Origin of the sequence: Gordonia rubripertincta (assembly GCF_038024875.1) — a bacterium.
GTDB lineage: Bacteria > Actinomycetota > Actinomycetes > Mycobacteriales > Mycobacteriaceae > Gordonia > Gordonia rubripertincta.
The window spans coordinates 4,141,241-4,165,747 of sequence record NZ_CP136136.1 but is presented as its reverse complement, the minus strand read 5'-3'; the positions used below and the strand labels follow the sequence as shown (position 1 = coordinate 4,165,747).

General features: G+C 68.3%; 24 protein-coding genes and 1 pseudogene. 17 read left to right on the top strand and 8 right to left on the bottom strand.

Translation table 11 applies throughout. The features are described 5' to 3' along the window. Window positions 1-38: 38 nt before the first annotated feature. Window positions 39-1,097 (bottom strand): hypothetical protein, encoded by a 1,059-nt coding sequence (locus tag RVF83_RS18880; protein WP_005200039.1) that lies wholly within the window; start codon window positions 1,095-1,097, stop codon window positions 39-41. A gap of 157 nt (window positions 1,098-1,254) precedes the next feature. Here RVF83_RS18880 and RVF83_RS18875 point away from each other — a divergent pair, with 157 nt between their 5' ends. The 6 genes from RVF83_RS18875 to RVF83_RS18850 all read left to right on the top strand — a co-directional run bounded on the left by RVF83_RS18875 (window position 1,255) and on the right by RVF83_RS18850 (window position 6,219). Beyond that, window positions 1,255-2,097 (top strand): undecaprenyl-diphosphate phosphatase, encoded by an 843-nt coding sequence (locus RVF83_RS18875; protein WP_005200038.1) that lies wholly within the window; start codon window positions 1,255-1,257, stop codon window positions 2,095-2,097. Between the two features lie 58 nt (window positions 2,098-2,155). After that, window positions 2,156-2,893, top strand: coding sequence for an MSMEG_4193 family putative phosphomutase (locus RVF83_RS18870; protein WP_005200037.1), 738 nt, complete (start codon window positions 2,156-2,158; stop codon window positions 2,891-2,893). A 25-nt stretch (window positions 2,894-2,918) separates the two neighbouring features. Beyond that, the gene (locus RVF83_RS18865; RefSeq protein ID WP_005200036.1) at window positions 2,919-3,623 is read left to right on the top strand and encodes a DUF3090 domain-containing protein; all 705 of its coding nucleotides are present in this window, start codon (window positions 2,919-2,921) and stop codon (window positions 3,621-3,623) included. A gap of 16 nt (window positions 3,624-3,639) precedes the next feature. After that, on the top strand, window positions 3,640-4,515 hold the full coding sequence (locus tag RVF83_RS18860) for an SCO1664 family protein (protein WP_005200035.1): 876 nt from the start codon (window positions 3,640-3,642) through the stop codon (window positions 4,513-4,515). Between the two features lie 88 nt (window positions 4,516-4,603). Further along, a complete protein-coding gene (gene mshC, locus RVF83_RS18855) occupies window positions 4,604-5,854 on the top strand; it encodes a cysteine--1-D-myo-inosityl 2-amino-2-deoxy-alpha-D-glucopyranoside ligase (RefSeq protein WP_005200034.1) in 1,251 nt (416 codons plus the stop codon). Window positions 5,855-5,910: 56 nt separating this feature from the next. Next, window positions 5,911-6,219 (top strand): hypothetical protein, encoded by a 309-nt coding sequence (locus RVF83_RS18850; protein ID WP_006360419.1) that lies wholly within the window; start codon window positions 5,911-5,913, stop codon window positions 6,217-6,219. Between the two features lies 1 nt (window position 6,220). Here the strand turns inward: RVF83_RS18850 and RVF83_RS18845 are convergent, their stop codons facing one another. Continuing rightward, window positions 6,221-7,288 (bottom strand): alpha/beta hydrolase, encoded by a 1,068-nt coding sequence (locus RVF83_RS18845; protein ID WP_341261969.1) that lies wholly within the window; start codon window positions 7,286-7,288, stop codon window positions 6,221-6,223. A gap of 42 nt (window positions 7,289-7,330) precedes the next feature. Continuing rightward, window positions 7,331-8,209, bottom strand: coding sequence for a PAC2 family protein (locus RVF83_RS18840; protein ID WP_005200031.1), 879 nt, complete (start codon window positions 8,207-8,209; stop codon window positions 7,331-7,333). Window positions 8,210-8,260: 51 nt separating this feature from the next. Here RVF83_RS18840 and metH point away from each other — a divergent pair, with 51 nt between their 5' ends. Then, window positions 8,261-11,851, top strand: coding sequence for a methionine synthase (gene metH, locus RVF83_RS18835; protein WP_039880955.1), 3,591 nt, complete (start codon window positions 8,261-8,263; stop codon window positions 11,849-11,851). Window positions 11,852-11,876: 25 nt separating this feature from the next. Further along, window positions 11,877-12,653, top strand: coding sequence for a crotonase/enoyl-CoA hydratase family protein (locus RVF83_RS18830; protein WP_005200029.1), 777 nt, complete (start codon window positions 11,877-11,879; stop codon window positions 12,651-12,653). An 18-nt stretch (window positions 12,654-12,671) separates the two neighbouring features. Here the strand turns inward: RVF83_RS18830 and RVF83_RS18825 are convergent, their stop codons facing one another. Beyond that, on the bottom strand, window positions 12,672-13,592 hold the full coding sequence (locus tag RVF83_RS18825) for a manganese-dependent inorganic pyrophosphatase (RefSeq protein WP_005200028.1): 921 nt from the start codon (window positions 13,590-13,592) through the stop codon (window positions 12,672-12,674). An 82-nt stretch (window positions 13,593-13,674) separates the two neighbouring features. Between RVF83_RS18825 and RVF83_RS18820 the strand changes: the two genes are divergently transcribed. Together RVF83_RS18820 and RVF83_RS18815 are read left to right on the top strand one after the other, a co-directional pair. Then, window positions 13,675-14,127, top strand: coding sequence for a MarR family winged helix-turn-helix transcriptional regulator (locus RVF83_RS18820; RefSeq protein WP_005200027.1), 453 nt, complete (start codon window positions 13,675-13,677; stop codon window positions 14,125-14,127). Next, window positions 14,124-15,599: an MFS transporter gene (locus RVF83_RS18815; protein WP_005200026.1), complete on the top strand. Its 1,476-nt coding sequence runs from the start codon at window positions 14,124-14,126 to the stop codon at window positions 15,597-15,599. The genes RVF83_RS18820 and RVF83_RS18815 overlap by 4 nt, the downstream gene beginning before the upstream one ends. Before the next feature lie 9 nt (window positions 15,600-15,608). Here RVF83_RS18815 and RVF83_RS18810 read toward each other — a convergent pair whose 3' ends face one another. Beyond that, window positions 15,609-15,908, bottom strand: coding sequence for a hypothetical protein (locus RVF83_RS18810; RefSeq protein ID WP_005200025.1), 300 nt, complete (start codon window positions 15,906-15,908; stop codon window positions 15,609-15,611). A 208-nt stretch (window positions 15,909-16,116) separates the two neighbouring features. Next, window positions 16,117-16,356 (bottom strand): annotated as a pseudogene (locus RVF83_RS18805) (alpha/beta fold hydrolase); the annotation flags it as partial. 181 nt (window positions 16,357-16,537) lie between these two features. Here RVF83_RS18805 and RVF83_RS18800 point away from each other — a divergent pair. The 5 genes from RVF83_RS18800 to hisG all read left to right on the top strand — a co-directional run bounded on the left by RVF83_RS18800 (window position 16,538) and on the right by hisG (window position 19,703). Continuing rightward, complete coding sequence (locus RVF83_RS18800) at window positions 16,538-17,005, top strand: CinA family protein (RefSeq protein WP_005200024.1); 468 nt, start codon at window positions 16,538-16,540, stop codon at window positions 17,003-17,005. Window positions 17,006-17,009: 4 nt separating this feature from the next. After that, window positions 17,010-17,804 (top strand): helix-turn-helix transcriptional regulator, encoded by a 795-nt coding sequence (locus RVF83_RS18795; RefSeq protein WP_005200023.1) that lies wholly within the window; start codon window positions 17,010-17,012, stop codon window positions 17,802-17,804. Next, window positions 17,801-18,526 carry an HAD family hydrolase gene (locus RVF83_RS18790; RefSeq protein WP_005200022.1) on the top strand — a complete coding sequence of 242 codons (726 nt, stop codon included), beginning with the start codon at window positions 17,801-17,803 and terminating at the stop codon, window positions 18,524-18,526. The genes RVF83_RS18795 and RVF83_RS18790 overlap by 4 nt, the downstream gene beginning before the upstream one ends. Further along, window positions 18,523-18,786, top strand: coding sequence for a phosphoribosyl-ATP diphosphatase (locus RVF83_RS18785; RefSeq protein ID WP_005200021.1), 264 nt, complete (start codon window positions 18,523-18,525; stop codon window positions 18,784-18,786). Before RVF83_RS18790 ends, RVF83_RS18785 begins: the two co-directional genes overlap by 4 nt. A gap of 71 nt (window positions 18,787-18,857) precedes the next feature. After that, a complete protein-coding gene (gene hisG / locus RVF83_RS18780) occupies window positions 18,858-19,703 on the top strand; it encodes an ATP phosphoribosyltransferase (protein ID WP_005200020.1) in 846 nt (281 codons plus the stop codon). A gap of 6 nt (window positions 19,704-19,709) precedes the next feature. Here the strand turns inward: hisG and RVF83_RS18775 are convergent, their stop codons facing one another. Together RVF83_RS18775 and RVF83_RS18770 are read right to left on the bottom strand one after the other, a co-directional pair. Next, entirely contained in the window at window positions 19,710-20,570 is an 861-nt protein-coding gene (locus RVF83_RS18775) for a thioesterase family protein (protein WP_005200019.1), read from the bottom strand. Window positions 20,571-20,618: 48 nt separating this feature from the next. Continuing rightward, window positions 20,619-21,500 carry a RecB family exonuclease gene (locus RVF83_RS18770; RefSeq protein WP_005200018.1) on the bottom strand — a complete coding sequence of 294 codons (882 nt, stop codon included), beginning with the start codon at window positions 21,498-21,500 and terminating at the stop codon, window positions 20,619-20,621. 163 nt (window positions 21,501-21,663) lie between these two features. Here RVF83_RS18770 and RVF83_RS18765 point away from each other — a divergent pair, with 163 nt between their 5' ends. Next, entirely contained in the window at window positions 21,664-22,494 is an 831-nt protein-coding gene (locus RVF83_RS18765) for a tRNA (adenine-N1)-methyltransferase (RefSeq protein ID WP_005200017.1), read from the top strand. Between the two features lie 182 nt (window positions 22,495-22,676). Then, window positions 22,677-24,464 (top strand): proteasome ATPase, encoded by a 1,788-nt coding sequence (gene arc / locus RVF83_RS18760; RefSeq protein WP_005200016.1) that lies wholly within the window; start codon window positions 22,677-22,679, stop codon window positions 24,462-24,464. Window positions 24,465-24,507 lie beyond the last annotated feature (43 nt).

The window sequence follows — 24,507 nt, the reverse complement described above, 5'->3', positions numbered from 1 at the left end:
CGGCCCGCTCTCGTCGTTCCCGGCGCCGGTGCTCACAGTCACCGACCCGGCTCGACCGGCGTGACACCGAGAGGGGTGCCGGGCGGCGGGACGACCTGGAGCTTGCCGTCGCGTCCCGACAGGACATAGACGGTGCCCGCGTCGTCGACGGTGATGGTGTCGGGCTGGACGACAGACGCGAACCGCTGCTTCTCGGTCGGCTCGCCGTCGGCCAGGTCATACGCAACCACCTCGTTGTCACCGGTTGTCGACACCCAGAGCAGGTTGCGGGTGTCGTCGTAGTCTACGGCGTACGGGCCGTCGGCCACCGGGTAGCGGAATCGCATGACCAGCGGCGACCCGAAGAATCCGAGGATCTCGCCGTCGCGGGTGTTCGCGACCAGGATTCGGCCGAAACGGTCGACCGTCGAGTTCGTGGCGCCGTTGCCGGCACGCAGCGCGGGCCCGGGTTCGCCGGACTCCGGGTCGATCGGGGTCACCGACGACTGCGCACGGTCGAGGACGACGACCTGTCCGTCGAGGCCCTCGGCGGCGACCGGGGCCGCGGTGAGGGAGTCCACGCGGACGAACTCGCGCAGGTCGTGCTTCTTCTGGAACTCGCCGTTGGACTCGGCGTCGTAGATCAGGACCCGGCCGTCGGCGGTTCCGACGACGATCTGGCCGGACGCGGCACGTACGACCGCGGTCGGTTCGTCGGTGTCGAGCTCGGCGGTACGGGCGCGGCCCTCGGCGTCGACGACGACCAGCGATCCCGGTCCGACGCCGAGGTAGCCGCCGTCGGTGTCCGGGGCGAGCGCGGTCAGGCCCGGCACCTGGACCGGGGTGGGAGGCGAGGTCATGCGGGCGGCGTCGAAGCGGAGAAGTTCGTTGCCGTCCGGCGAGACGACGGCGACGGTACGACCGGAGGAGGCGAGCGCCCGGGAGCCGGCGGGTGCGGGGACCGTGAGGCCGGTCGGCTCGGATGTCGCGGGTGCCTCGACCGCGGTCGCGGGGGCGACGGTCGCGACGTCGGGGGTGCCCGAGTCATCCGACCCGCACGCCGTGATCATCGCCACACCCACGGCGAGAGTCGCAGCCGCGGAAACCGGGCGCCGCAACCGTGCGAGACCTCTCGGTGGCTGGTGACGGGGGCGCGGTCGTCGAGACGAGTGCATGAACCCATCTTGCGTGACCGCTCGCGTGCGACGCTCAGGCGGGTCGACGCGTGTCGCCGACCCGGGTCGGCGACCGGGGCTCCGCGTAGCATCGGGCGCCGTGACCGACACCATGACCTGGACCCAGTCGATCGTCCTCGGGGCGTTACAGGGTCTCACCGAGTTCCTGCCGATCTCGTCGTCCGGGCATCTCCGTATCGCCTCGGAACTGATGTTCGGAGAGGACGCCGGGGCGTCGTTCACCGCGGTCACCCAGCTCGGTACGGAGGCGGCCGTGCTGCTGTTCTTCGCCAAGGACATCGTCCGCATCATCGTGGCCTGGTTCCGCGGTCTGTTCCATGCCGAGGAGCGCAACCTCGACTACCGCATCGGTTGGTATGTGATCTTCGCGACCATCCCGATCGGCGTCATCGGTTTCGTCCTCAAGGACCAGATCCGCACGACCGGCCGGAACCTGTGGCTGGTGGCGATCATGCTGATCGTCTTCGCGGGTGTGTTCTGGCTGGCCGAGCGTTACGGCAAGAAGCAGCGTCCGATGGAGAAGCTGACGCTGCGCGACGGTCTGGTGATGGGCGGCGCACAGTGCCTGGCGTTGGTCCCCGGCGTCTCCCGATCGGGTGCGACCGCCAGCGCGGGCCTGTTCCTCGGCCTCGAACGCGAGGCCGCGTTTCGGTTCTCGTTCCTGCTGGCCATCCCGGCGGTGACGGCTTCCGGCCTGTTCAGCCTCCCGGACGCGTTCAATCCGAGCGGCGAGGGCATGGAGGCCACCGGGCCCCAGTTGCTGGTCGCGACGATCGTCGCGTTCATCGTCGGATACGCCGCCATCGCCTGGCTGTTGAAGTTCGTCGGCAACCACTCGATGAACTGGTTCGGCGCCTACCGCGTGATCCTCGGCGTCCTCCTGATCATCCTGCTGTCCACCGGCGCGATCTCCGCGACCTGACGATCCCGACGGTCCTCGTCGTGTGCGGGTCGCCTGCGCGCATGCCTATGGTTGTGGCATGACCGTGATCCTTCTCCGGCACGGCCGTTCGACGGCGAACACCTCGGGTGTGCTCGCCGGTCGTAGCCCCGGAGTCCACCTCGACGACCGGGGCCGCGCACAGGCCGACGACCTCGTGAGCCGCCTGGGCGACCACCTCGCCGGGATCAAGGCGGTGGTGCGATCGCCACTCGACCGCTGCGCGGAGACCGTCGCACCACTGCTGGCAGCTCTCGGCACCAACGGCGACCGCCCGCCGGAGGTCGTCGTCGACGACCTGGCCGAGGTCGACTACGGCGGCTGGACCGGACGTTCCATCTCCGAGCTGCTCTCCGAACCACTCTGGAAGGTCGTCCAGCAGCAGCCGTCGGCGGCGGTCTTCCCCGATGGCGAGGGCCTCGCCGACGTCCAGGCGCGGGCGGTGCGCGCCATCCGCGAACTCGACCGTGTCTACGGCGGACCGGACGGGTCCGGAGTGTGGGTCGCCTGCTCGCACGGCGACGTCATCAAGTCGATCATCGCCGACGCCATGGGCAGCCACCTCGACGCCTTCCAGCGCATCGTCGTCGAACCGGCGTCGATCAGCGTCGTCCGGTACTCCTCGTCGCGCCCGTACGTGCACACCGTGAACAACACGCAGAAGCTGTCGATCCCGACACCGCGCCCGCCCGCCGCCGACGGCCAGGCGGCCTCCGACGACGCCGTCGTGGGTGGGGAGACCGGTGCCGCTGCCACGATCCCGGCGACATCGGGATAATGAACACAACAATCAAGGAGGTGTGATGTCCCGAGCGATCCACGTGTTCCGCAGCCCGGACCGGTTCGTCGCCGGCACGATCGGCCAACCCGGCGACCGCACGTTCTACCTCCAGGCCGTCCACGAGACCCGCATCATCAGCGTGATGCTCGAGAAGCAGCAGGTCCAGATCCTCGCGGACCGGATCGGCGCGCTCCTCGACGAGATCCACCGTCGCTTCGGCACCCCGATCCCGCCGGCCACCGACCGTGTCGGCGACCTGAGCCCACTCGTCATGCCGGTCGACGCCGAATTCCGGGTCGGCACCATGGGACTGGGCTGGGACGCCGAATCCGAGGCCGTCGTGGTGGAGCTCCTCGCCATCACCGAGGGGGAGTTCGACGAGAGTGTCGTGCTCGACGACACCGACGAGGGGCCGGACGCGGTACGGGTCTTCCTGACCACCACGGCCGCACGGGAATTCGCGGCCCGGTCGTCGAAGGTCATCTCGGCCGGCCGCCAGCCGTGCCCGCTGTGCAGCGAACCGCTCGACCCCGAAGGTCACCTGTGCGTGCGCACCAACGGCTACAAGCGTGATGCGCAGCTGAGCAAGTCGATCGACTTCATCGACCCCGAGGTGTTCAACAGCCTTGCGGCGCAGACTGATCCGAGCTTCCTCGTCGACGAGGACGACGACCCGGAGGATTCCGACGACGAGGATCCGGGCACGTCCGGACCCTCCCAGCCGTGAGACAGGGGCACGGTCGTTGACGTCGGAGGCCGCGAGCCCGCAACCCGAGCCCTCGGACCCGGTGCCCGCTGAGGCGTCGACGCTCGAGATCCTCCGCGACGGCGAACTGACGATCCTCGGCCGGATCCCGTCGGCGAGCAACGCCACCCTCGTGTGCGACGCCGTACTCGACGAACAGACCGTCCGCTGCGTGTACAAGCCGGTCCGCGGCGAGGTCCCGCTGTGGGACTTCCCGGACGGCACGCTCGCCGGCCGCGAGGTCGCGTCGTACCTGATCTCGGAGGCCCTCGGCTGGGGCGCCATCCCGACGACGATCCACCGCGACGGACCGGTCGGTCCGGGGATGGTCCAACGCTGGATCGAGACGCCGGACAACACCGAACACCCGCCCGCCGAGAACCAGCCGCGCATCGACCTCGTCGACCTGTGTCCGGTCGACCGGGTACCGACCGGCTTCTTCGCCGTGCTCCAGGCCTACGACCCATACGGTGAACCCGTCGTGCTCGTCCATGCCGACGACCCGCGACTCCAGCGGCTCTCGGTGCTCGACGTCGTGCTGAACAACGCCGACCGGAAGGGCGGCCACGTCCTCGAAGGCCTCGACGGCGGGGTCTACGGCATCGACCACGGCATCTGCCTGCACTCCGAGGACAAGCTCCGTACCGTGCTGTGGGGCTGGGCGGGGGAGCAGGTGCCCGGGCACCTGGTCGCCGACGTCGCCGAACTGGCCGAGAAGCTGGAGACCGACGGGTGTGCGCTGCGAGACGAGCTGTTGCGTCACATCACCGCCGACGAGGTCGACGCACTGACGGTCCGGGCGATCGTGGTCGCCGAGAGTGAGACCATGCCGCTCCCGCCGGGCCACCGGCCCATTCCCTGGCCGCCGTTCTGACGTCCCGCTGTGATCCGCGTCGCCGGCCGACGCCGCCACCGGCCGGGCCGTGAAGACCTCGCGGTCCGTGGGCAATACAGTGGACGCCATGCAGTCGTGGCCCGATGTGGAACTTCCGGAGGTACCCGGCGAGGGACCTGCCCTTCGCCTCTATGACACCGCCGATCGTGCGGTCCGTCCGGTGACCCCCGGCCAGACCGCCACCATGTATGTCTGCGGGATCACCCCGTACGACGCGACCCACCTCGGTCACGCCGCCACGTATCTCACCTTCGATCAGGTCAATCGCGTCCTGCGCGACCAGGGGCACGACGTCCACTACGTGCAGAACGTGACCGACGTCGACGATCCGCTGTTCGAGCGCGCCGACCGCGACGGCGTCGACTGGCGCGATCTCGGTGCGCGCGAGACCCAGCTCTTCCGCGACGACATGACCGCTCTGCGCGTGCTACCGCCGCGCGACTACATCGGTGCCGTCGAGTCGATCGGCGAGGTCATCGAGGTCGTCGAGAAGCTGCTCGCCTCGGGTGCCGCCTATACCGTCGACGACGCCGAGTACCCCGACGTCTACTTCCGGACCGACGCCACCGAGCAGTTCGGCTACGAGTCCGGCTACGACCGCGAGACCATGGCCCGATTCTTCGCCGAGCGTGGCGGCGACCCCGACCGTGCGGGCAAGCGTGATCCCCTCGACGCCCTGTTGTGGCGCGCGAAGCGGGAGGGCGAACCGTCGTGGGACTCGCCGTTCGGTCCGGGACGTCCGGGCTGGCACATCGAGTGCTCGGCGATTGCGCTGAACCGGCTCGGCATCGAGTTCGACATCCAGGGCGGCGGCAACGACCTGATCTTCCCGCACCACGAGTTCTCGGCCGCCCACGGTGAGGCGCTCACGGATTCGCGGCGTTTCGCCCGCCACTACGTACACACCGGCATGGTCGGACTCGACGGCGAGAAGATGTCGAAGAGCCGCGGCAACCTGGTGTTCGTGTCGGTGCTGCGTCGAGAGGGCGTCGACCCGGCGGCGATCCGTCTGGCCCTGCTCGCCGACCACTACCGCGGTGACCGCATGTGGACCCAGTCGGTGCTCGACACCGCTGTCGAACGTCTCGATCGCTGGCGCACCGCCTTCGCCGCGGCGACCGGACCCGACGCGACCGACGTCATCGCACGTGTCCGCCAGCACCTGGCCGACGATCTCGACACCCCGAAAGCACTTGCCGCAGTAGACGCCTGGTGTGCCGATGTGCGGAGCGGCATCGGGTCGTCGGCGGAGGCGCCCGCGGCACTGGCCGCCGCGGTCGACGCCCTGCTCGGCATTCCGGCGACCCGGCAGGACTGATCCTTCCGGGTTGTACGGGGCGAACAGTGAGTGACCGCTCTGGGTACAGTGCTCTCGTGGCGCGCGTGCAAGAGATCAGACCAGACACCGACTCCGGGGTGTTCACCGTGGTCACCCGGACTTCCACCTACCTGCTCGACTTCGGGGAGATGACGCTGTTGCGTGCCCCCGGAGTCGGCGGCACGGACAGCGAGGACTGGACCGTCAGTCGGCTGCGCCGTGATTCCGAGGACATCCCGTTGCTCGGGGTGAAGTCCTGCCGGCTCGGCGAGTCCGCGCAGTTCTGGGTACGGGCCGCCGACGATCCCGACGTTCGCACGTGGCGGATCACCACCCCGGTCGTGTCGATCGAGAAGATCGGCTGAGCTAACCGCGGATCCGATCCCGTAGCGCGTTCAGGGCGTCGACGTAGAGCGATGGCCGCTGCCGGTGGATGTCGTGTCCCGACGGGATGCGGTCGATCAGCAGGCAGTCCGGCATGAGCGTGTGTGCCCGGACAGCATCGTCGGAGGTCATCGCGCCCAGCAGGACGCCGTCCTGCTCGTGGGTCGTCGTGTGCAGCAGTGTCGTGGGCACGAGGACCCGGCGGAGGGTCTCGGCCTGGTCGTATCCGGCGAGCCACGTGCCGTCGTAGAACATCTCCCCGTAGCGCAGGTCGTAGTCGCCGGTCCCGTCCTGTAGACACGCCGTGAGTGCGATGGCGCGGTTGAGGGTCGGCGGCAGCCACCACAGCTTCGGGATCACGTGCGGATCCCGGTCGAGGCGTCGCTCCAGCGGACCGCGCACCAACGCCTTCCACGCGCGGTCGCCGAACATCGTCTGCAGGTGGCTGTGCCGGACCCAGAACCGGGTCCAGCTGTCCGCATTCGCTGAGGTGCCGGCCTCGAGATGGCGGTGGATGTTCCGGAACGTGTCGAGCCAGGCGTAGGTCGCGTGCGCGCGGTCGGGTTCGGTGCCGAAGAACGGTGCGTCCTCGATGAGGGCGGCGCGGACGAGGGCGGGGAAGTCTGCGGCGAGGCGTGCGGCCAGGAGCCCGCCGGAGGAATGACCGGCCACGACGACGGGTGCGCCGACCACGTTCTCGACGAACCAGGCCAGGGCCTCGGTCTGCGGCAGGGCCGGATACAGCGCCGGCTCCTTGGCGGAACCGCCGTGGCCGAAGCAGTCCACCGCGAAGACATGCCAGTCGGCTGACAGTGCGCCGAGCACGGACGCGTAGTCGGTCCACGAGACCTGTTGTCCGGGGATGAGCAGGAGCGGTTCACCGCCCGGCGGGCCCTCTCCGTAGCCGATCACCGCGCCGTCGGGCATGGTGACCGACCGTGGGGTCATCCCGCTCGAGGCGAGGAGGGACGCCTCCCGGCGGTCGTAGGTCAGGTTCCGGGTGACATAGCCGGCGACCGCGGCTGTCGTGACACCCCAGACCGACCGCACCCGCGACACCGGCACGTCGCGCCGACGTCGATCGGTGGCTGCTCACCCGCCGAACGGCCCCTGGCCGCGACGCTTGAGATAACGCTCGAACTCGGCGGCGAGGGCATCTCCGTCGATCTTCGCCATCATCTCGTCGGGATCCATCTCGGCGTCACCGCGCTCCTCGAGCCCGCGGACGTAGTCGGCGATCTCCTCGTCGTCCTCGGTCATCTCGGTGACCGCGCGCTCCCACTCCTCGGCCTGCTCGGGCAGGGTGCCGAGCGGGACCTCGATGTCGAGGACCTCCTCGACGCGCGTCAGCAACGCGACGGTGGCCTTCGGGTTGGGCGGGGTCGACACATAGTGCGGCACCGCGGCCCAGAAGGACACTGCGGGCAGGCCCGCCTGCACGAAGAGGTCCTGCAGCACGCCGGTGATGCCCGTGGGGCCCTCGTAGCGGCTCTCCGTGAGGTTGTACCGGGCCGCCGACTCACTGCTGTAGGCCGTTCCGGTGACGGGCACCGGGCGGGTGTGCGGGGTGTCGGCGAGCAGCGCACCCAGCATGACGGTGGTCTCGACCTCGAGCTCCTGGGCCAGTTCGACGATTTCGGCGCAGAACGCACGCCACCGCATGTTCGGTTCGATGCCGCGGACCAGCACGATGTCGCGGTCGGCGCCGCGCGGACTGCAGTACGAGATCGACGTCGTCGGCCACTCGATACGCCGGGTCACGCCGTCCACCTGCTTGACAGTGGGGCGGTTGACCTGGAAGTCGTAGTATTCATCAGAGTCGATGTCGGCGAGGGGACGAGCGTCCCACTCGAGGGCGAGGTGCTCGACGGCGCTGCTGGCGGCGTCCCCGGCGTCGTTCCATCCTTCAAAAGCCGCGAGCAGAATGGGTCTGCGCAGCTGGGGGAGGTTCGACATCTGCTCAGCGTTCACCGAACCAGCCTACGACCGAACACGCAGAGAGGGCGAACTACGCTGTCAACCATGTCCTTCGAAAACTCCGGCCATCGACCGAGCGACTTCGACACGACCTTCATGTCGTCGATGTCGCGACGCGTGCTGATCGGCGACGGGGCGATGGGCACGATGCTCCAGGCCGCGGACCTCACCCTCGATGACTTCAACCAGCTCGAGGGTTGTAACGAGATCCTCAACGACACCCGCCCCGACATCCTCGAAGGCATCCATCGCGCCTACTTCGAGGCCGGCGCCGACGCCGTGGAGACCAACACCTTCGGCTGTAACCTGTCGAACCTCGGTGACTACGACATCGCCGACCGTATCCGAGAGCTGGCCTACAAGGGCACCGCGATCGCTCGCGGGGTGGCCGACGAGATGGGTCCGTCCGCCGACGGCATCGACCGGTACGTGCTCGGTTCGATGGGCCCGGGCACCAAGCTGCCCAGCCTCGGGCACACGACGTTCGCCACGATCCGCGACGCCTACACCGAATGTGTCATCGGCATGCTCGAGGGCGGCGCCGACGCGGTGCTCATCGAGACCTCCCAGGACCTGCTGCAGGTGAAGGCCGCGGTGATCGCGGCACAGCGCGCCATGGATCAGGTGGGTCGCCGCATCCCGATCATCAGCCACGTCACGGTCGAGACGACCGGCACGATGCTGCTGGGTTCGGAGATCGGTGCCGCGCTGGCAGCCATCGAGCCGCTGGGCGTCGACCTCATCGGCCTGAACTGCGCCACCGGTCCGGCGGAGATGAGCGAGCACCTGCGCTACCTGTCGAAGCATGCGCGCATCCCGGTGTCGGTCATGCCCAACGCCGGTCTGCCCGTGCTCGGCGCAAACGGTGCCGAGTACCCACTGACGCCGGAGGAACTTGCCGAGTCGATGGCCCAGTTCGTCGGCGAGTTCGGACTGTCCTTCGTCGGCGGTTGCTGCGGCACCACGCCGGAGCACATCCGCCAGGTCGCCGAAGCGGTCGCGCAGGTCACCCCCGCGACGCGCGCGCCTCAGCACGAGTCGGAGACGTCGTCTCTCTACACCGCGGTGCCCTTCGATCAGGACGCGAGCTTCCTGGTCATCGGTGAGCGCACGAACACCAACGGCTCCAAAGCATTCCGTGAGGCGATGATCGCCGAGGACTACCAGAAGTGCCTCGACATCGCCAAGGACCAGACCCGCGACGGCGCGCACATGCTCGACCTGAACGTCGACTACGTCGGTCGTGACGGCGCCGCGGACATGACCGCTCTCGCGAGCCGCTTCGCGACGTCGTCGACGCTGCCGATCATGCTCGACTCGACCGAGCCGGAGGTCATCCGCGCGGGTCTCGAGGCGCTCGGCGGGCGTTGCGCGGTGAACTCGGTGAACTACGAGGACGGCGACGGGCCGGACTCGCGGTTCAACAAGATCATGCGTCTCGTCGTCGAACACGGCGCGGCGGTCGTCGCGCTGACCATCGACGAGGAGGGGCAGGCGCGTACCGCGGACTGGAAGGTCCGGGTCGCCGAGCGTCTGATCGACGACATCACCGGCAACTGGGGTCTCGCCGAGGAAGACATCATCATCGATGCCCTGACCTTCCCGATCTCGACGGGTCAGGAGGAGGTCCGGCGCGACGGCATCGAAACCATCGAGGCCATTCGCCGGCTGCACGAGTCGCATCCCGACGTGCACTTCACGCTGGGTATCTCCAACATCTCGTTCGGCCTGAACCCGGCCGCCCGGCAGGTGCTGAACTCGGTGTTCCTGCACGAGTGCGTGCAGGCCGGCCTCGACACCGCGATCGTGCACGCGTCGAAGATCCTGCCGATGGCACGTATCCCGGAGGAGCACCGTCAGGTCGCCCTGGATCTGGTCTACGACCGCCGACGCGAGGGTTACGACCCGCTGCAGAAGCTGATGGAGCTGTTCGAGGGTGTCTCGGCCGCGTCGGCTCGCGAGTCGCGCGCCCAGGAACTGGCCCAGCTGCCGCTGTTCGAGCGGCTGGAACGACGCATCGTCGACGGTGAGCGCAACGGTCTCACCGACGATCTCGACGAGGCGATGACACAGGTCCCGCCGCTGTCGATCATCAACGACACGCTGCTGTCGGGGATGAAGACCGTCGGCGAGCTGTTCGGCTCGGGTCAGATGCAGCTGCCGTTCGTGCTGCAGTCCGCCGAGGTCATGAAAGCCGCTGTCGCCCACCTCGAACCACACATGGAGGCGACCGGCGAGGACGGCAAGGGCCGGATCGTGCTGGCGACCGTCAAGGGCGACGTGCACGACATCGGCAAGAACCTCGTCGACATCATCCTGTCCAACAACGGATACGAAGTCGTCAACATCGGCATCAAGCAGCCGATCACGACCATCCTCGACGTCGCCGCGGACAAGAAGGCCGACGTCATCGGCATGTCCGGTCTGCTCGTGAAGTCTACCGTCGTCATGAAGGAGAACCTCGAGGAGATCAACACGCGTGGTCTCGCCGAGGAATACCCGGTCCTGCTCGGTGGTGCGGCGCTGACGCGTTCGTATGTCGAGAACGACCTGTCAGACGTCTACGAGGGCGACGTGCACTATGCGCGTGACGCTTTCGAGGGCCTGCGTCTGATGGATGGCATCATGGCCCGCAAGCGCGGTGGCGGACCCGACCCGGACAGCGACGAGGCCAAGGCCGAGGCGGCCAAGACCGCCGAGCGCAAGGCTCGGCACGAGCGGTCCAAGCGCATCGCCGCGAAGCGCAAGGCCGCCGAGGAGCCCGTCGAGGTGCCGGCGCGGTCGGATGTGGCTGCCGACAACGAGATCCCGACCCCGCCGTTCTGGGGTTCGCGCATCGTCAAGGGTGTGCCGATCGCCGACTACCTGCAGTTGCTCGACGAGCGCGCGCTGTTCCTCGGCCAGTGGGGTCTGCGTGGCGCTCGCGGCGGCGACGGCCCGTCGTATGAGGAGCTCGTCGAGTCCGAGGGCCGGCCGCGTCTGCGCTACTGGATCGATCGGCTCGCGACCGAGAACATCTTGCAGCACGCCGCAGTCGTGTACGGCTACTACCCGGCAGTCAGCGAGGGCGACACCGTCCACGTGCTCACCGAGCCGCACCCCGATGCGCCGGTGCGGTTCAGCTTCTCGTTCCCGCGCCAGCAGCGGTCGAGGTTCCTGTGTATCGCCGACTTCATCCAGTCGCGCGAGGCCGCGAAGGCCGCCGGGCGGGTCGACGTCATGCCGTTCCAGCTCGTCACCATGGGACAGCCGATCGCCGACTTCGCGAACAAACTGTTCGCCGAGGACGCCTACCGCGACTACCTGGAGGTGCACGGCATCGGTGTGCAGTTGACCGAGGCGCTCGCCGAGTACTGGCATCAGCGTGTGCGCAGCGAGCTGAAGTTCGGCGACCGGTCGATGGACAGCGAGGATCCCGAACACGCCCAGGGGTTCTTCGACCTCGAATACCGCGGTGCGCGTTTCTCCTTCGGTTACGGCGCCTGCCCCGATCTCGAGGACCGCGCGAAGATGATCGAGCTGCTCGAGCCGGAGCGGATCGGTGTCCAGCTCTCGGAGGAGCTGCAGCTCCATCCGGAGCAGTCCACGGATGCGTTCGTGCTGCACCACCCGGAAGCCAAGTACTTCAACACCTGAGGCTTCGACATCTGAGCAGGGGGCGATGGGCGTGTCGGGAGTGATCGAACGGTCGCAGGGACCGGTCCGGGTCATCGGGATCGATCGTCCCGACCGCCGCAACGCCGTCGACCGCGCGACCGCCGACGCTCTGGCCGACGCGTTCCGTCGGTTCGACGCCGACGAGTCCGTGTCGGTCGCCGTGCTGTACGGAGAAGGCGGGACGTTCTGCGCCGGAGCCGATCTCAAGGCCATCGCCGACGGCACCCCGAACCGGGTGGAAGCCGACGGTGACGGCCCGATGGGGCCGACCCGGATGCGGTTGTCCAAGCCGGTGATCGCGGCGATCTCCGGTCACGCCGTCGCGGGTGGACTCGAACTCGCCCTCTGGGCGGACATGCGCGTCGTCGACGAGGATGCCGTGTTCGGTGTGTTCTGCCGGCGCTGGGGTGTCCCGCTGATCGACGGTGGGACGGTACGGCTTCCGCGGCTGATCGGGGAGAGCCGCGCGATGGATCTCATCCTCACCGGGCGTGCTGTCGCGGCCGACGAGGCGTTGCAGATCGGACTCGCGAATCGCGTGGTGCCGTCGGGGACGGCGCTCGACGCCGCCGTCGAGCTCGCGACCCAGATCGCGCAGTTCCCACAGACGTGCCTTCGCCAGGATCGGATGTCGGTCCTGGAACAGCACGGCCAGGATGTCGATGCCGCGATGAGCAACGAACTGCGCCACGGCATGGTGTCGCTCGCTGCGGACACCCTCACCGGCGCAGCGCGGTTCGCCGGCGGCGCAGGCCGGCACGGTGAGGGCCTCGGTGACTGATCTCAGGTCATAGGGATGTCAGGCGAACCCATCCGTCAGCTGCGGCACGATCTGCTTCTTCCGCGAGACTATGCCCTTGGCGAACGCGTGGCCGTCGGCGATCGTGATCCCGAGTGCACGTTCGACGGCGTCCACGGGTTCACCGACCACCAGGAGGTCGGAGTCGCAGGCGATCACATCGGTGATCAAGAGGAGGAACAGGTCGTGACCCGCGGTCTCCTTCTCGGCGGCCATGGCCTCGAAAAACTCGTCGCGGCGGGCGAGGACGGCGTCGGCGTCGACGGTGGTCAGTTGCGCGACGCGCACGCTGACCGATCCCATCGTGAAGGTCTTGGCGTCGAGTCCGATGATCGACGCCACCGGGGTGTCGCCGAGTTCCGTTCCGGCGCGGAGCAATCGGTTCCCGTAGTCCTCGAGGTCGACGCCGGCGATCGACGCGAGTTCCTCGGCGGCGATCCGGTCGGAGTCGGTGGTCGTGGGGGAGTTCAGCAGGAGGGTGTCGGAGATGATCGCCGACAACATGATCCCGGCGGTGTCGGCGGGGATCTCGACCTCGCTCTCCGCGTACATGCGCGTCAGGATCGAACACGTACATCCCACCGGCTCCACTCGCATGTACAGCGGCGCGGCGGTCTCGAAGTTGGCGATGCGGTGGTGGTCGATCACCTTGCGGACGGTGACGTCGGCGATGTCGGCGACGCTCTGCCGGCGTTCGTTGTGGTCGACGAGCATCACGTCGTGGGGGCTCGCGTGCTCGATGACGCGCGGCGCCTGCAGTCCGAAGTGTTCCAGGGCGAAGGCCGTCTCGCGGCCGGGGGTGCCGAGTGCGACGGCCTCGGCGTCGACGCCGAGTGCCTGTTCGAGGCGAGCCAGGCCGATCGCGGAACCGATGGCGTCGGTGTCGGGGTTGCGGTGTCCGATGACGAGGACCTTCGACATGGCGGCCAGCTTTCGTTCGACGGTGCTGCAGCCAGCCTACGGCGGTTGCCGAGGCGTATAGTTGTAAATCTACAATCGTTGTATGTCTACAACTGATGTCGGCCCGGGTGCCCGCTCGCAGACCGCGACCGAGGTGTGGTTCACCATGAACAGCCTCGTGCGTGATCAGGCCAAGGAGTCCCGCACCCGGATCAGCGAGGTCATCGACATCCCCTTCAGCAGGTTCCGTGCACTCCGTCGCGTGGCGGTGCGGCCCATGACGCAGCGTGATCTCGCTGAGCAGATGGGTGTGGACGCATCGGCGATGAGCGGGATCGTCAACGATCTCGTCGCCCGCGGGCTCGTGACGAGGGAGCCCGACGCCGACGACGGCCGGTGCAAACGCGTCACCGTCACCGATATGGGGCGTCGCGTGGTGGACGAGGTGACCGCGAACCCCGCCACTGCCCCCGACATGTTCGCCGCGCTCGACGAGGCGCAGCTCCGGCAGCTCGCCGATCTGCTCGATCTTCTCCGCGCGGCGGCCGAGTCGTGAACGCCGCCCGCGCTGCGCTGCGCGCCCGATCGGCCGACGGAACACTGACGCGGCGGGACCGGCTCGTCATCCTCGCCACCTGCTGCCTCAGTCTGTTCATCGTCGGCCTCGACGTCTCGGCAGTGAATGTTGCGCTGCCGTCGATCAGTTCGGACCTCGGCGCGACGCCGGCGCAGCTGCAGTGGATCCTCGACTCGTACGCGCTGGTGATCGCGAGCCTGCTGATCTTCGGCGGATCCCTCGGCGATCGCCTGGGCCGCAAGCGGATCTTCCAGACCGGCCTGGTGACCTTCGGCGTCGCCTCGGTGTTGTGTTCGCTGGCACCCACACCCGAGGTGCTCATCGGGGCGCGCATGCTGCAGGCCGTCGGCGGGGCGATGCTCAATCCGGTCGCGCTGTCGATCGTCACCAACGTCTTCGTCGATCCGCGCGAACGGGCTCAGGCAATCGGGTTGTGGGGCACCGCCTTCGGGATGAGCCTTGCCTTCGGCCCGATCGTCGGCGGGGCGCTCGTCTCCGGCATCGGCTGGGAGGCGATCTTCTGGCTCAATGTGCCGGTCTGCCTGCTCGCTCTCGCTCTGACGATGCGTTTCGTACCGGAGTCGAGGGCCGAGCACGCTCGTCGCGCGGACCCGGTCGGTCAGGTGCTGATCCTGACCCTCCTCGCGACCCTCACCTTCGCCATCATCGAGGGGCGTCCGCAGGGTTGGACGTCGCCGGGAGTGCTGGCGTGTTTCGCCGTATCGGCGTGCGCGCTCGTCGCGATGATCACCTACGAGAGCCGTCGGGAGGAGCCGCTGCTCGACCCGCGGTTCTTCCGGAGCGCGCCGTTCTCCAGTTCGGTGGCGTGTGCGGTCATCGCCTTCGCCGCGACCGGTGGCTTCCTGTTCCTCAACACGCTGTACCTGCAGGAGGTGCGCGGGATGTCGCCGCTGAACGCAGGACTGATGACCTTGCCGATGGCGGCCGCGTCGGTGGTCTGCGCGCCCATCGCCGGTCGGCTCGTGGGGAATCGGGGAGCCCGGACACCGATGGTGATCGGGGGCGTCGGGATGGTGGCGGGAGCCCTGTTGCTCACCGGCCTCGGCAACGACACATCCCTCGTCTACGTCGGCACCGCGTACCTGGTCTTCGGGCTCGGTTTCGGATTCCTCAACGCGCCGATCACCAACGGGGCGGTGTCCGGGATGCCCCGTACGCAAGCGGGTCTGGCGTCGGCCATGGCCTCGACGGGCCGTCAGGTCGGTACCGCGCTCGGGGTCGCGGTGTTCGGCGCGGTGGCCTTCGCCGGGATCGAGGGATCGGTCGCCGACGGGCTGGCCGCGGCCGCCCGCCCGGTGTGGATCAGCATGGCGCTGTGCGGCGCAGCAGTCCTCGTCCTCGCGTTCGTCTCGACCGGGACGTGGGCCCGTGGAACGGCTGCTCGCACCCGTGAGCGGATCGAGGCCACGTCGGGGACCTGGGTGCCGTGACCGTCCCGATCAGAGCGTTCCGGACTCGGTGACCGCCGGCGAGACCGTCGTGTGCGCGTCCCACCACGCCGCGATCCGCGCACCGACGATCTCGGGCGTGCGAAGCCAGCCGATGTGTGTCGTGATCCCACCGGCAGGGCACTGCGCGTCGTCGTAGCGCCAGTGCGTGATCGCCTCCGGGGAGAACGCGGCATCGAACGCCGCTGCCGCGCCGTCGGTGACGATCTCGTCGCCGTCGAGCCGGACCGACAGCGTCGGCGTCTCGATCGACCGGTCGAGCGTGAACGGCGCCCGACCGGTCAGGACCATCCGAGCCCAGCCGCATCAGCGTGCGGGGCGTCGGCCCGCCGAAACCTCGGCGCGGCCAATGGCCGACGATGGCCGACACCGGAGCGACGGCCGCACCGATCGAACCCAGGGGCACGCCGCGGATCCCGTAGTGGCGGAACGACGGCAGCGACGCGCCGATCGCGACGATGCCGTCGGGCGTGTGATCGGACGTTTGCGCCACCATCGCGACCAGCTGGGCGCCGAGGCTGTGTCCGACCACCAAGACCCGCGCGCCCGGGATCTCGGCTCGTGCCGCGGCGATCGCATCCGCGAGGTCGGCGGCCTCGTCCTCGTAGGACCAGTCCGCGGTACGTGACGGCGGAACGGCCCCTTCTTCGACGCCGCGGCGCGGGACCACGCGCACCTCGAGGCCATATCCGGTCAACGCCTCCACCAATCGCCGGTAGACGCGGGCCGGCACGGACATCGCCGGGGAGATCAGGACGGTGGTGGGCCGAATTGTGCCGGTCTGGGTCATGTGCCAAGGGTGACTCCGCGTCGGCGCGGACACCACTACCTACCAGGTAGTGGTTTGACCCGGCCCCGATCTGGATACCGTCCGGGGTGCTGTTCGTAATCCGCACACCGACCGAGAGGCGAGTGACCCGATGTCCGACGTGACCGATTTCTCCGAGACCTGCGCGCGTCTGGCCGACGCGATCGTGGAGCAGGGAGTGCACGTCGCAGTGGCTGAATCGCTGACCGGCGGCAACCTGGCGAGTGAGCTGAGCAAGGCCCCGCAGGCCGGTGACTGGTTCCGCGGCGGCGTCATCGCCTACCACGAGGACGTGAAGTTCGGCCTGCTCGAGGTGCCCGAGGGACCCGTCGTCAGCGAGACCGCGGCCCGCGCGATGGTCGCCACCACCGCGCGACTCTTCGACGCCGAGATCGTCGTCGCGGTCACCGGCGAGGCGGGCCCCGAACCCGACGAGGCCGCACCGGGCACCGTCTGGTTCGGGCTCGATCATCGTGGCAAGGTCTCGGCGTCCCGCAAGGAGTTCGACGGCGAGCCCGAAGACGTTCTCGCCCAGACCATCGCGTACTCACTCGAGCTGATCGAGAGCTGTCTACGATGACCCCATGACCGTCGAGGTGGGAACCCTGCTGCAGCAGTGGCGGTCTCGCCGGTCCATCAGCCAACTCGATCTGGCCTACGAGGTCGGGGTCTCCCCGAAACACCTCAGTTTCGTCGAGACGGGCAAGTCGCGGCCGAGTCCGGCGTTGCTCCATGTGCTCGCCGAACGCCTCGACATTCCTCTGCGAGAACGCAATTCGCTCCTCCTCGCGGCCGGTCACGCCCCGCGCTACAGCGAGGAGCCGCTCGACTCGGAGACCATGACCCGGGTGCGCGCCGAGGTCAGACGTCTGCTCGACGCACACAACCCCAACATGGGCATGGCCCTCGACCGCGCGTGGAACGTCGTGCTGGCCAACGACACCGCGATGCGGTTGCTGTCGCTGCTTCCGGAGGAGCTGCAGGCGAGACCGGTCAATCTGTTCCGGGTGTCGCTGCACCCCGACGGCTTCGCGCAGATGACGAACAACTTCGACGAATGGGCGACCTACCTGCTCGACCTGCTCCGCCGGATGGTGCGTATCACCGGTGACGAACGGCTTGCGCAACTCGAGCGCGAGATCTCGTCGTATCCCACCGTCGCTGGCCTGGACGGCGGGGGAGCGTCGACTGGAACGGGGGAGGTGGGGTCGCTGCTGGTCCCACTCGAACTCGCGCTCGGCGATCAGGTCCTGTCCTTCTTCAGCACCCTGACCACCTTCGGCTCGCCCCGCGACGTCACGCTCGAGGAGCTGACGATCGAGCTGTTCTACCCGGCGGACGAGCCGACCGAACAGTGGGTTGCGATGATGCAGGGGTGACCGACACCCCCGATTCCGCATTCCGTCTTCCCGCCGCCGTCCTCTGGGACATGGACGGCACCCTGCTCGACTCCGAGCCGATCTGGGAGATCGCGATGACCGAGCTGGCGGCACACCACGGCATCGCGATGACCCCGGAACTGCGCGAATCGACGCTCGGCAACTCCCTGCCCGACGCGCTCGCAAAAGTCCACGATGCCGTCGGGATTCCGCCCGAGGACCGGAATCCGGCGGCCGATGGACGGTGGACGCTGGACCGGGTGACCGAACTCTTCCAAGAGGGGCTCCCGTGGCGACCCGGCGCACTCGAGGCGCTGGAACTGATCGCCGGCGCCGGGATCCCGATGGCGCTGGTCACCAACACGGTGCGAGAGGCGGCCGATGTGGCGCTGGAGACGATCGGCCGTCATCGCTTCGCGGCCACGGTCTGCGGCGACGAGGTCGCCGTCGGCAAACCCGCCCCCGACCCGTACATGCGTGCCGCCGAGCTGCTCGGGTTCCCGACGGCCGAATGCCTGGCGGTGGAGGATTCCCCGACCGGCGCCCAGGCCGCGTCGGCAGCTGGATGCCCCACCCTCGTCGTCGAATCCGCGGCACCGGTCGAGCCCGGTCCGCTGCGGGTCTTCCGGCGGTCTCTCGTCGGATTGGGACTCGACGACGTCACCGAGGCATGGACCGGCGGTCTCGCGCGTATCGCGACATGCCAAAATGAGGAATCGTGAAGACATTCGAGGAGCTGTTCGCCGAACTCAGCGACAAGGCCGAGAACCGCCCCAAGGGGTCGGGCACGGTCGCCGCGCTCGACTCGGGTGTGCACACCCTGGGCAAGAAGATCATCGAGGAAGCCGGTGAGGTGTGGCTCGCGGCCGAGCACGAGTCCGACGAATCGCTGGGCGAGGAGATCTCCCAGCTCGTCTACTGGCTGCAGGTGATGATGATCAAGCGGGGCCTGAAGCTGGAGGACGTGTACCGACATCTGTGACCGGACGACCCGGCACCACAGACCACCACCTCCTGCTCAGCTGAGCGCAACCCCACGAAAAGGACATCGAGATGCTGCGAGTGGCCGTACCCAACAAGGGTGCGCTCTCCGAATCCGCGTCGGCCATCCTCGCCGAGGCGGGCTACCGCAAACGAACTGACTCCAAGGACCTGACGGTTCTCGACAACGGCAACGACGTCGAGTTCTTCTTCCTGCGTCCCAAGGACATCGCCATCTACGTCGGGTCGGGACGCCTCGACCTCGGCATCACCGGCCGCGACCTCGCCCGGGACTCCGGTGCCCAGGTCCACGAACAGCTCGCGATGGGCTTCGGGTCGTCGACCTTCCGCTATGCGGCCCCCGCCGACCAGGAGTGGAACGTCGCCGACCTCGCCGGCAAGCGGGTCGCCACGTCGTACCCGAACCTGGTGCGCGACGACCTCGCCGGCCGCGGCGTCACCGCCGACATCATCCGGCTCGACGGCGCGGTCGAGATCTCGATCCAGCTCGGGGTGGCCGACGCCATCGCCGATGTCGTCGGGTCTGGTCGCACCCTGCGCCAGCACGGTCTCGCCGCCTTCGGCGAGTCGCTGTGCGACTCCGAGGCCGTCCTGATCTCCCGACGCGACGCCGACCTCACCAAGGCCGAGAAGCAGTTCATCGCCCGCGTCCAGGGCGTCGTCTTCGGCCAGCAGTACGTGATGATCGACTACGACTGCCCGAAGAGCCTGCTCGACCAGGCGTCGGCGATCACCCCGGGCCTCGAGTCCCCGACGGTCGCCCCGATGGCCGATCCCGACTGGGTTGCCGTCCGCGCCATGGTTCCGCGCAAGGACCACCAGAACCTGATGGACGAGCTCTCCGAGCTGGGCGCCAAGGCGATTCTCGCCACCGACATCCGGTCCTGCCGGTTCTGAGAGCGATCAGCCGACGGCGTTGAGCAACACCGTCTGCGCCGACCGGCCGATGTAGCCGGAGGTGTCGTACAGGTCGCCGAGGGTCGCCCCGAAGCCGTCGGGTCCGGCGACCATGTTGGCGTCGATGCCGACCCACGGTCCGCTCGGCACCCGCGTCAGATGCACGGTGGTGTCGGTGTTCATCCAGGACCAGCGGTCCGGACGCAGTCGGGTACCCACGCCGTTGGCGACGTCGATGACGATGAACATGGCCTCGAGGTCCGAGGTCTTCTCGCCATCGACCAGCGGGAGGATTGCGCGCAACCACACCGCCGGGGTCTCGCCGTACCGACCCTTGGTGCGCGCCGACTCGACGGTTCCGATGAACCCGAGCGTGCCCCAGTCCACGGCCTCGCCGCTGTCGTCGGGGAACCCGGTCTGGCTCGGGAGCTCGTCGGGCAGCGGGGTCAGGGGAGCGGGACCGTTGGCGATCTCACTGGTGTCCGCGCCGCGGATGCGCCAGCCCACCGACTTCGCGGCTGTCCGGAACGAGCCGTCGGCCTGCTGCACCTCGAGTTCGGTCTCGACGAGGCTGATCTGTCGACCCGGGCGGGTCACACGAGCGTGAATGCGGTTGACGCCCAACCCGATCGGGCCGAGGATCTCGGTCGTCACGCGGGTGAAGTGCTGCGTCGGATCCGGATCGCAGCGCAACAGCGAGCGCATCATCAGGGCCGACGGCGGGCCGCCGTGCTGCATGGTCGGCGACCAGACGCTCAGGGTGGCGTCGGTCGGCTGGAAGTACTCATATCGCGCCGACGGGTCGCCGGCCGGGCTGGTGCCGTCGGACGCCGGGGCGTCGACGGGTACGTAGTACGAACTCTCCACTCGTCCAGCCTATGTGCATCTACATAATCGGGCGTCTCGGGGTGCGCGTCAGGCCACGAATCCGGGCGGCGGACCGGGATAGGGCGGGATCTCGCCGCCGAACTCCGGGCACCGCGACCGGTGTTCGCAGAACCGGCACATCCGGGACTTCCGCGGCCGGAAGTCGCCGGAGGCGACGGCCGTGCGGATGGCCTGCCAGATCGCGCGCAGCGTCCGCTCGAAACGGAGCAGCTCGTCGTGGTCGGGGTGGTAGATCAGCTGCTGGCCGTCGGACAGGTACATGAGCTGCAGCCGCGCCGGCACGACGCCGCGGGTGCGCAGGATCGCCAGCGCATAGAACTTCATCTGGAACAGTGCCTTGGCCTCGTAGGCCTCGCCGGGGGAGCGTCCGGTCTTGTAGTCGACGACGCGGATCTCGCCGGTCGGTGCGACGTCGATGCGGTCGATGAAGCCGCGCATCAGCATGTCGTCGGCCTCGATCTCGACGTGTTCCTCCACCGCGTCGGCGTCGAAGGCGGTGGGGTTCTCCATCGTGTAGTACGTCGCGATGAGCTTGTGGGCCCCGGCGATGAACGCCGCCTGACCACCCTCGCCGATCACCCCGGCGAGCTGCGGATCTTCCTCGCACAGCGCCGCCCAGGCCCCCTCGACGAGCAGTTCCGCTGAATCCTGGGTGCGAAGCTCGGCGGGCATGTCGAAGAGGTTCTCGAGTGCCGCATGGACGACGGTGCCCCGCGTCTGCGCCGCGGTCGGGGTCTCCGGGAAGCGGTCGATGGCGCGGAACCGGTACAGCAGCGGGCACTGTTTGAAGTCCGCCGCCCGTGACGGCGACAAGGCCAGGGGTCGTCCGACGATCCCGCGTGCCACCTCCGACGGGGGTGGCCCCGGCGCGGGGGCCACGCTCGTGGTGGGGTCGTCGGTGCCGGTCATCGTGCTCACATCTCGCAGACTAGGCCGCGGCCCCGACACTCTGCCGGTCCGACACCCACCTGCGGTCGGGTATCGTCCTCACGGCCCACCGGACTCCCGACCACCACCGATCCGCCCAGTGCGGAGGCGTCGGCTCCGTCCCGTTCACGAGAGGAAGCACCCAGTGCCCACCACCGGACCGTTCGCCGTCGGCGACCGGGTTCAACTGACCGATGCCAAGGGCCGAAAGTTCACGGTGCTCCTCGAAGAGGGCAAGCAGTTCCACACCCACCGCGGCGCCATCTCGCACGACGACCTCATCGGCTCGCCCGAGGGCAGCGTCGTCTCGGCCACCAGCGGCACCCAGTACCTCGCGCTGCGGCCGCTGCTCGTCGACTACGTGCTGTCCATGCCGCGCGGTGCGCAGGTCATCTACCCCAAGGACGCCGCGCAGATCGTCCTCGAAGGCGACATCTTCCCGGGTGCCCGCGTCCTGGAGGCCGGCGCCGGCTCCGGTGCGCTGACGTGTTCGCTGCTGCGCGCCGTCGGCACCGAGGGCGAGGTGAACTCCTTCGAGATCCGCGAGGACCACGCCGAGCACGCGATCCGCAACGTCGAGACCTTCTTCGGCGGCCGCCCGGACAACTGGAACATCGTCGTCGACGACCTCGCGAACGTCGACCAGGACGAGCGCTTCGACCGCGTCATCCTCGACATGCTCGCGCCGTGGGAACCGCTCGACGTCGTGCGCACGGTGTTGAAACCAGGCGGAGTCCTGACCATTTATGTGGCAACCGTCACCCAGCTGTCGCGGGTGATCGAAGCACTTCGGGAGCAGGAGTGCTGGACCGAACCGCGCGCTTGGGAGACCCTGTTGCGCGAGTGGTCGGCGGTGGGTCTGGCAGTGCGGCCCGAACATAAAATGCAAGGCCACACCGCGTTTCTCATCACCGCCCGCCGACTCGCCGACGGCACCACCACGTTGCGCCCGCAGCGTCGGCCGACGAAGGGCTGAGTTCGGCCGGTCCGCACCGGCCGCGAGATCGCGATTCCGTTGCGGAGGCGCACATTTAACACACCGTCAACACCGCCATTTGGCGGGTGAAGGGCGATTCTGCGTCCGTGCCGGTAGCGTAGGGATACGGCGCGAGCATTCCGATCGAGGGATCGGGTGATTGCCGGGGAGAGGAGTCAGCAATGACCGAATCTGACCGCCATGACGCCACCGGGGACCGTGCGGTCCCCGAGAGCGCGAGTGCACCCGACGAGGGCTTCACCCCTGCCTACACCCCGCCACTCGCGCGGAGTGGTTCCGAACGCCCGTCGTTCGGACGTCAGGCAGACACCGACAGCCTCCAGGAACGCGTCGACAGCCTCACGGCACGCAACGCGAAGCTGCTCGACACGCTCAAGGAAGCGCGTCAGCAACTCGTCGCCTTGCGCGAGGAGGTGGACCGTCTGGGACAACCACCCAGCGGCTACGGAGTTCTGCTCGAGGTGTACCCCGACGCGACCGTCGACGTGTTCACCTCCGGCCGCAAGATGCGGCTCACCTGCTCGCCGAACATCGACACCGAAACCCTCACCAAGGGGCAGACGCTTCGTCTGAACGAGGCCCTGACCATCGTCGAGGCGGGCGAGTTCGACACGGTCGGCGAGATCAGCACGCTGCGCGAGGTTCTCGGGGACGGCAAGCGGGCGCTGGTCGTCGGGCACGCCGACGAGGAGCGCGTCGTGTGGCTGGCCGAGCCGTTGCTGGGCGAGGTCGACGCGGAGGACGGCAAGCGTCGCAAGCTGCGTCCGGGCGATTCGCTGCTCATCGACACCAAGGCCGGGTTCGCCTTCGAACGGGTGCCCAAGGCCGAGGTCGAGGACCTCGTCCTCGAAGAGGTGCCCGACGTCGGTTACGAGGACATCGGTGGTCTGGGCCGGCAGATCGAGCAGATCCGCGACGCCGTCGAGCTGCCGTTCCTGCACAAGGACCTGTTCCGCGACTACCAGCTGCGACCGCCGAAGGGTGTGCTGCTCTACGGTCCGCCCGGTTGCGGAAAGACGCTCATCGCCAAGGCCGTCGCGAACTCCCTGGCGAAGAAGATCGCGCTGGCTCGCGGCGACGACGCCAAGGAGGCGAAGTCCTACTTCCTGAACATCAAGGGCCCCGAGCTGCTCAACAAGTTCGTCGGTGAGACCGAGCGTCACATCCGGCTGATCTTCCAGCGCGCCCGGGAGAAGGCGTCCGAGGGCACCCCGGTCATCGTGTTCTTCGACGAGATGGACTCGATCTTCCGCACCCGCGGATCCGGTGTCTCGTCCGACGTCGAGACCACGGTCGTCCCGCAGCTGCTCAGCGAGATCGACGGTGTCGAAGGCCTCGAGAACGTCATCGTGATCGGTGCGTCGAACCGCGAGGACATGATCGACCCCGCGATCCTGCGTCCCGGCCGCCTCGACGTGAAGATCAAGATCGAGCGTCCCGACGCCGAGTCGGCGATCGACATCTTCTCGAAGTACCTCACCGAGGAACTGCCGATCCACGCCGACGACATCGGCGAGTTCGGCGGCGATCGCACGGCGTGCATCAAGGCGATGATCGAGAAGGTCGTCGAGCGCATGTACGCCGAGAGCGAGGACAACCGGTTCCTCGAGGTCACCTACGCCAACGGCGACAAAGAGATCATGTACTTCAAGGACTTCAACTCGGGCGCGATGATCCAGAACGTCGTCGACCGTGCGAAGAAGTACGCGATCAAGTCGCAGCTCGACTCCGGTGCCCCGGGTCTGCGTGTGCAGCACCTCTTCGATTCGATCCTCGACGAGTTCGCGGAGAACGAAGATCTGCCCAACACCACCAACCCGGACGACTGGGCTCGAATCTCGGGCAAGAAGGGCGAGCGGATCGTCTACATCCGCACGCTGGTCACCGGCAAGTCCTCGGGGGCGAGCCGCGCCATCGACACCGAGACGAACACCGGTCAGTACCTGTAACACGCGCCTCACCCAGCAGACGACCGACTCCCCTGGGGAGTCG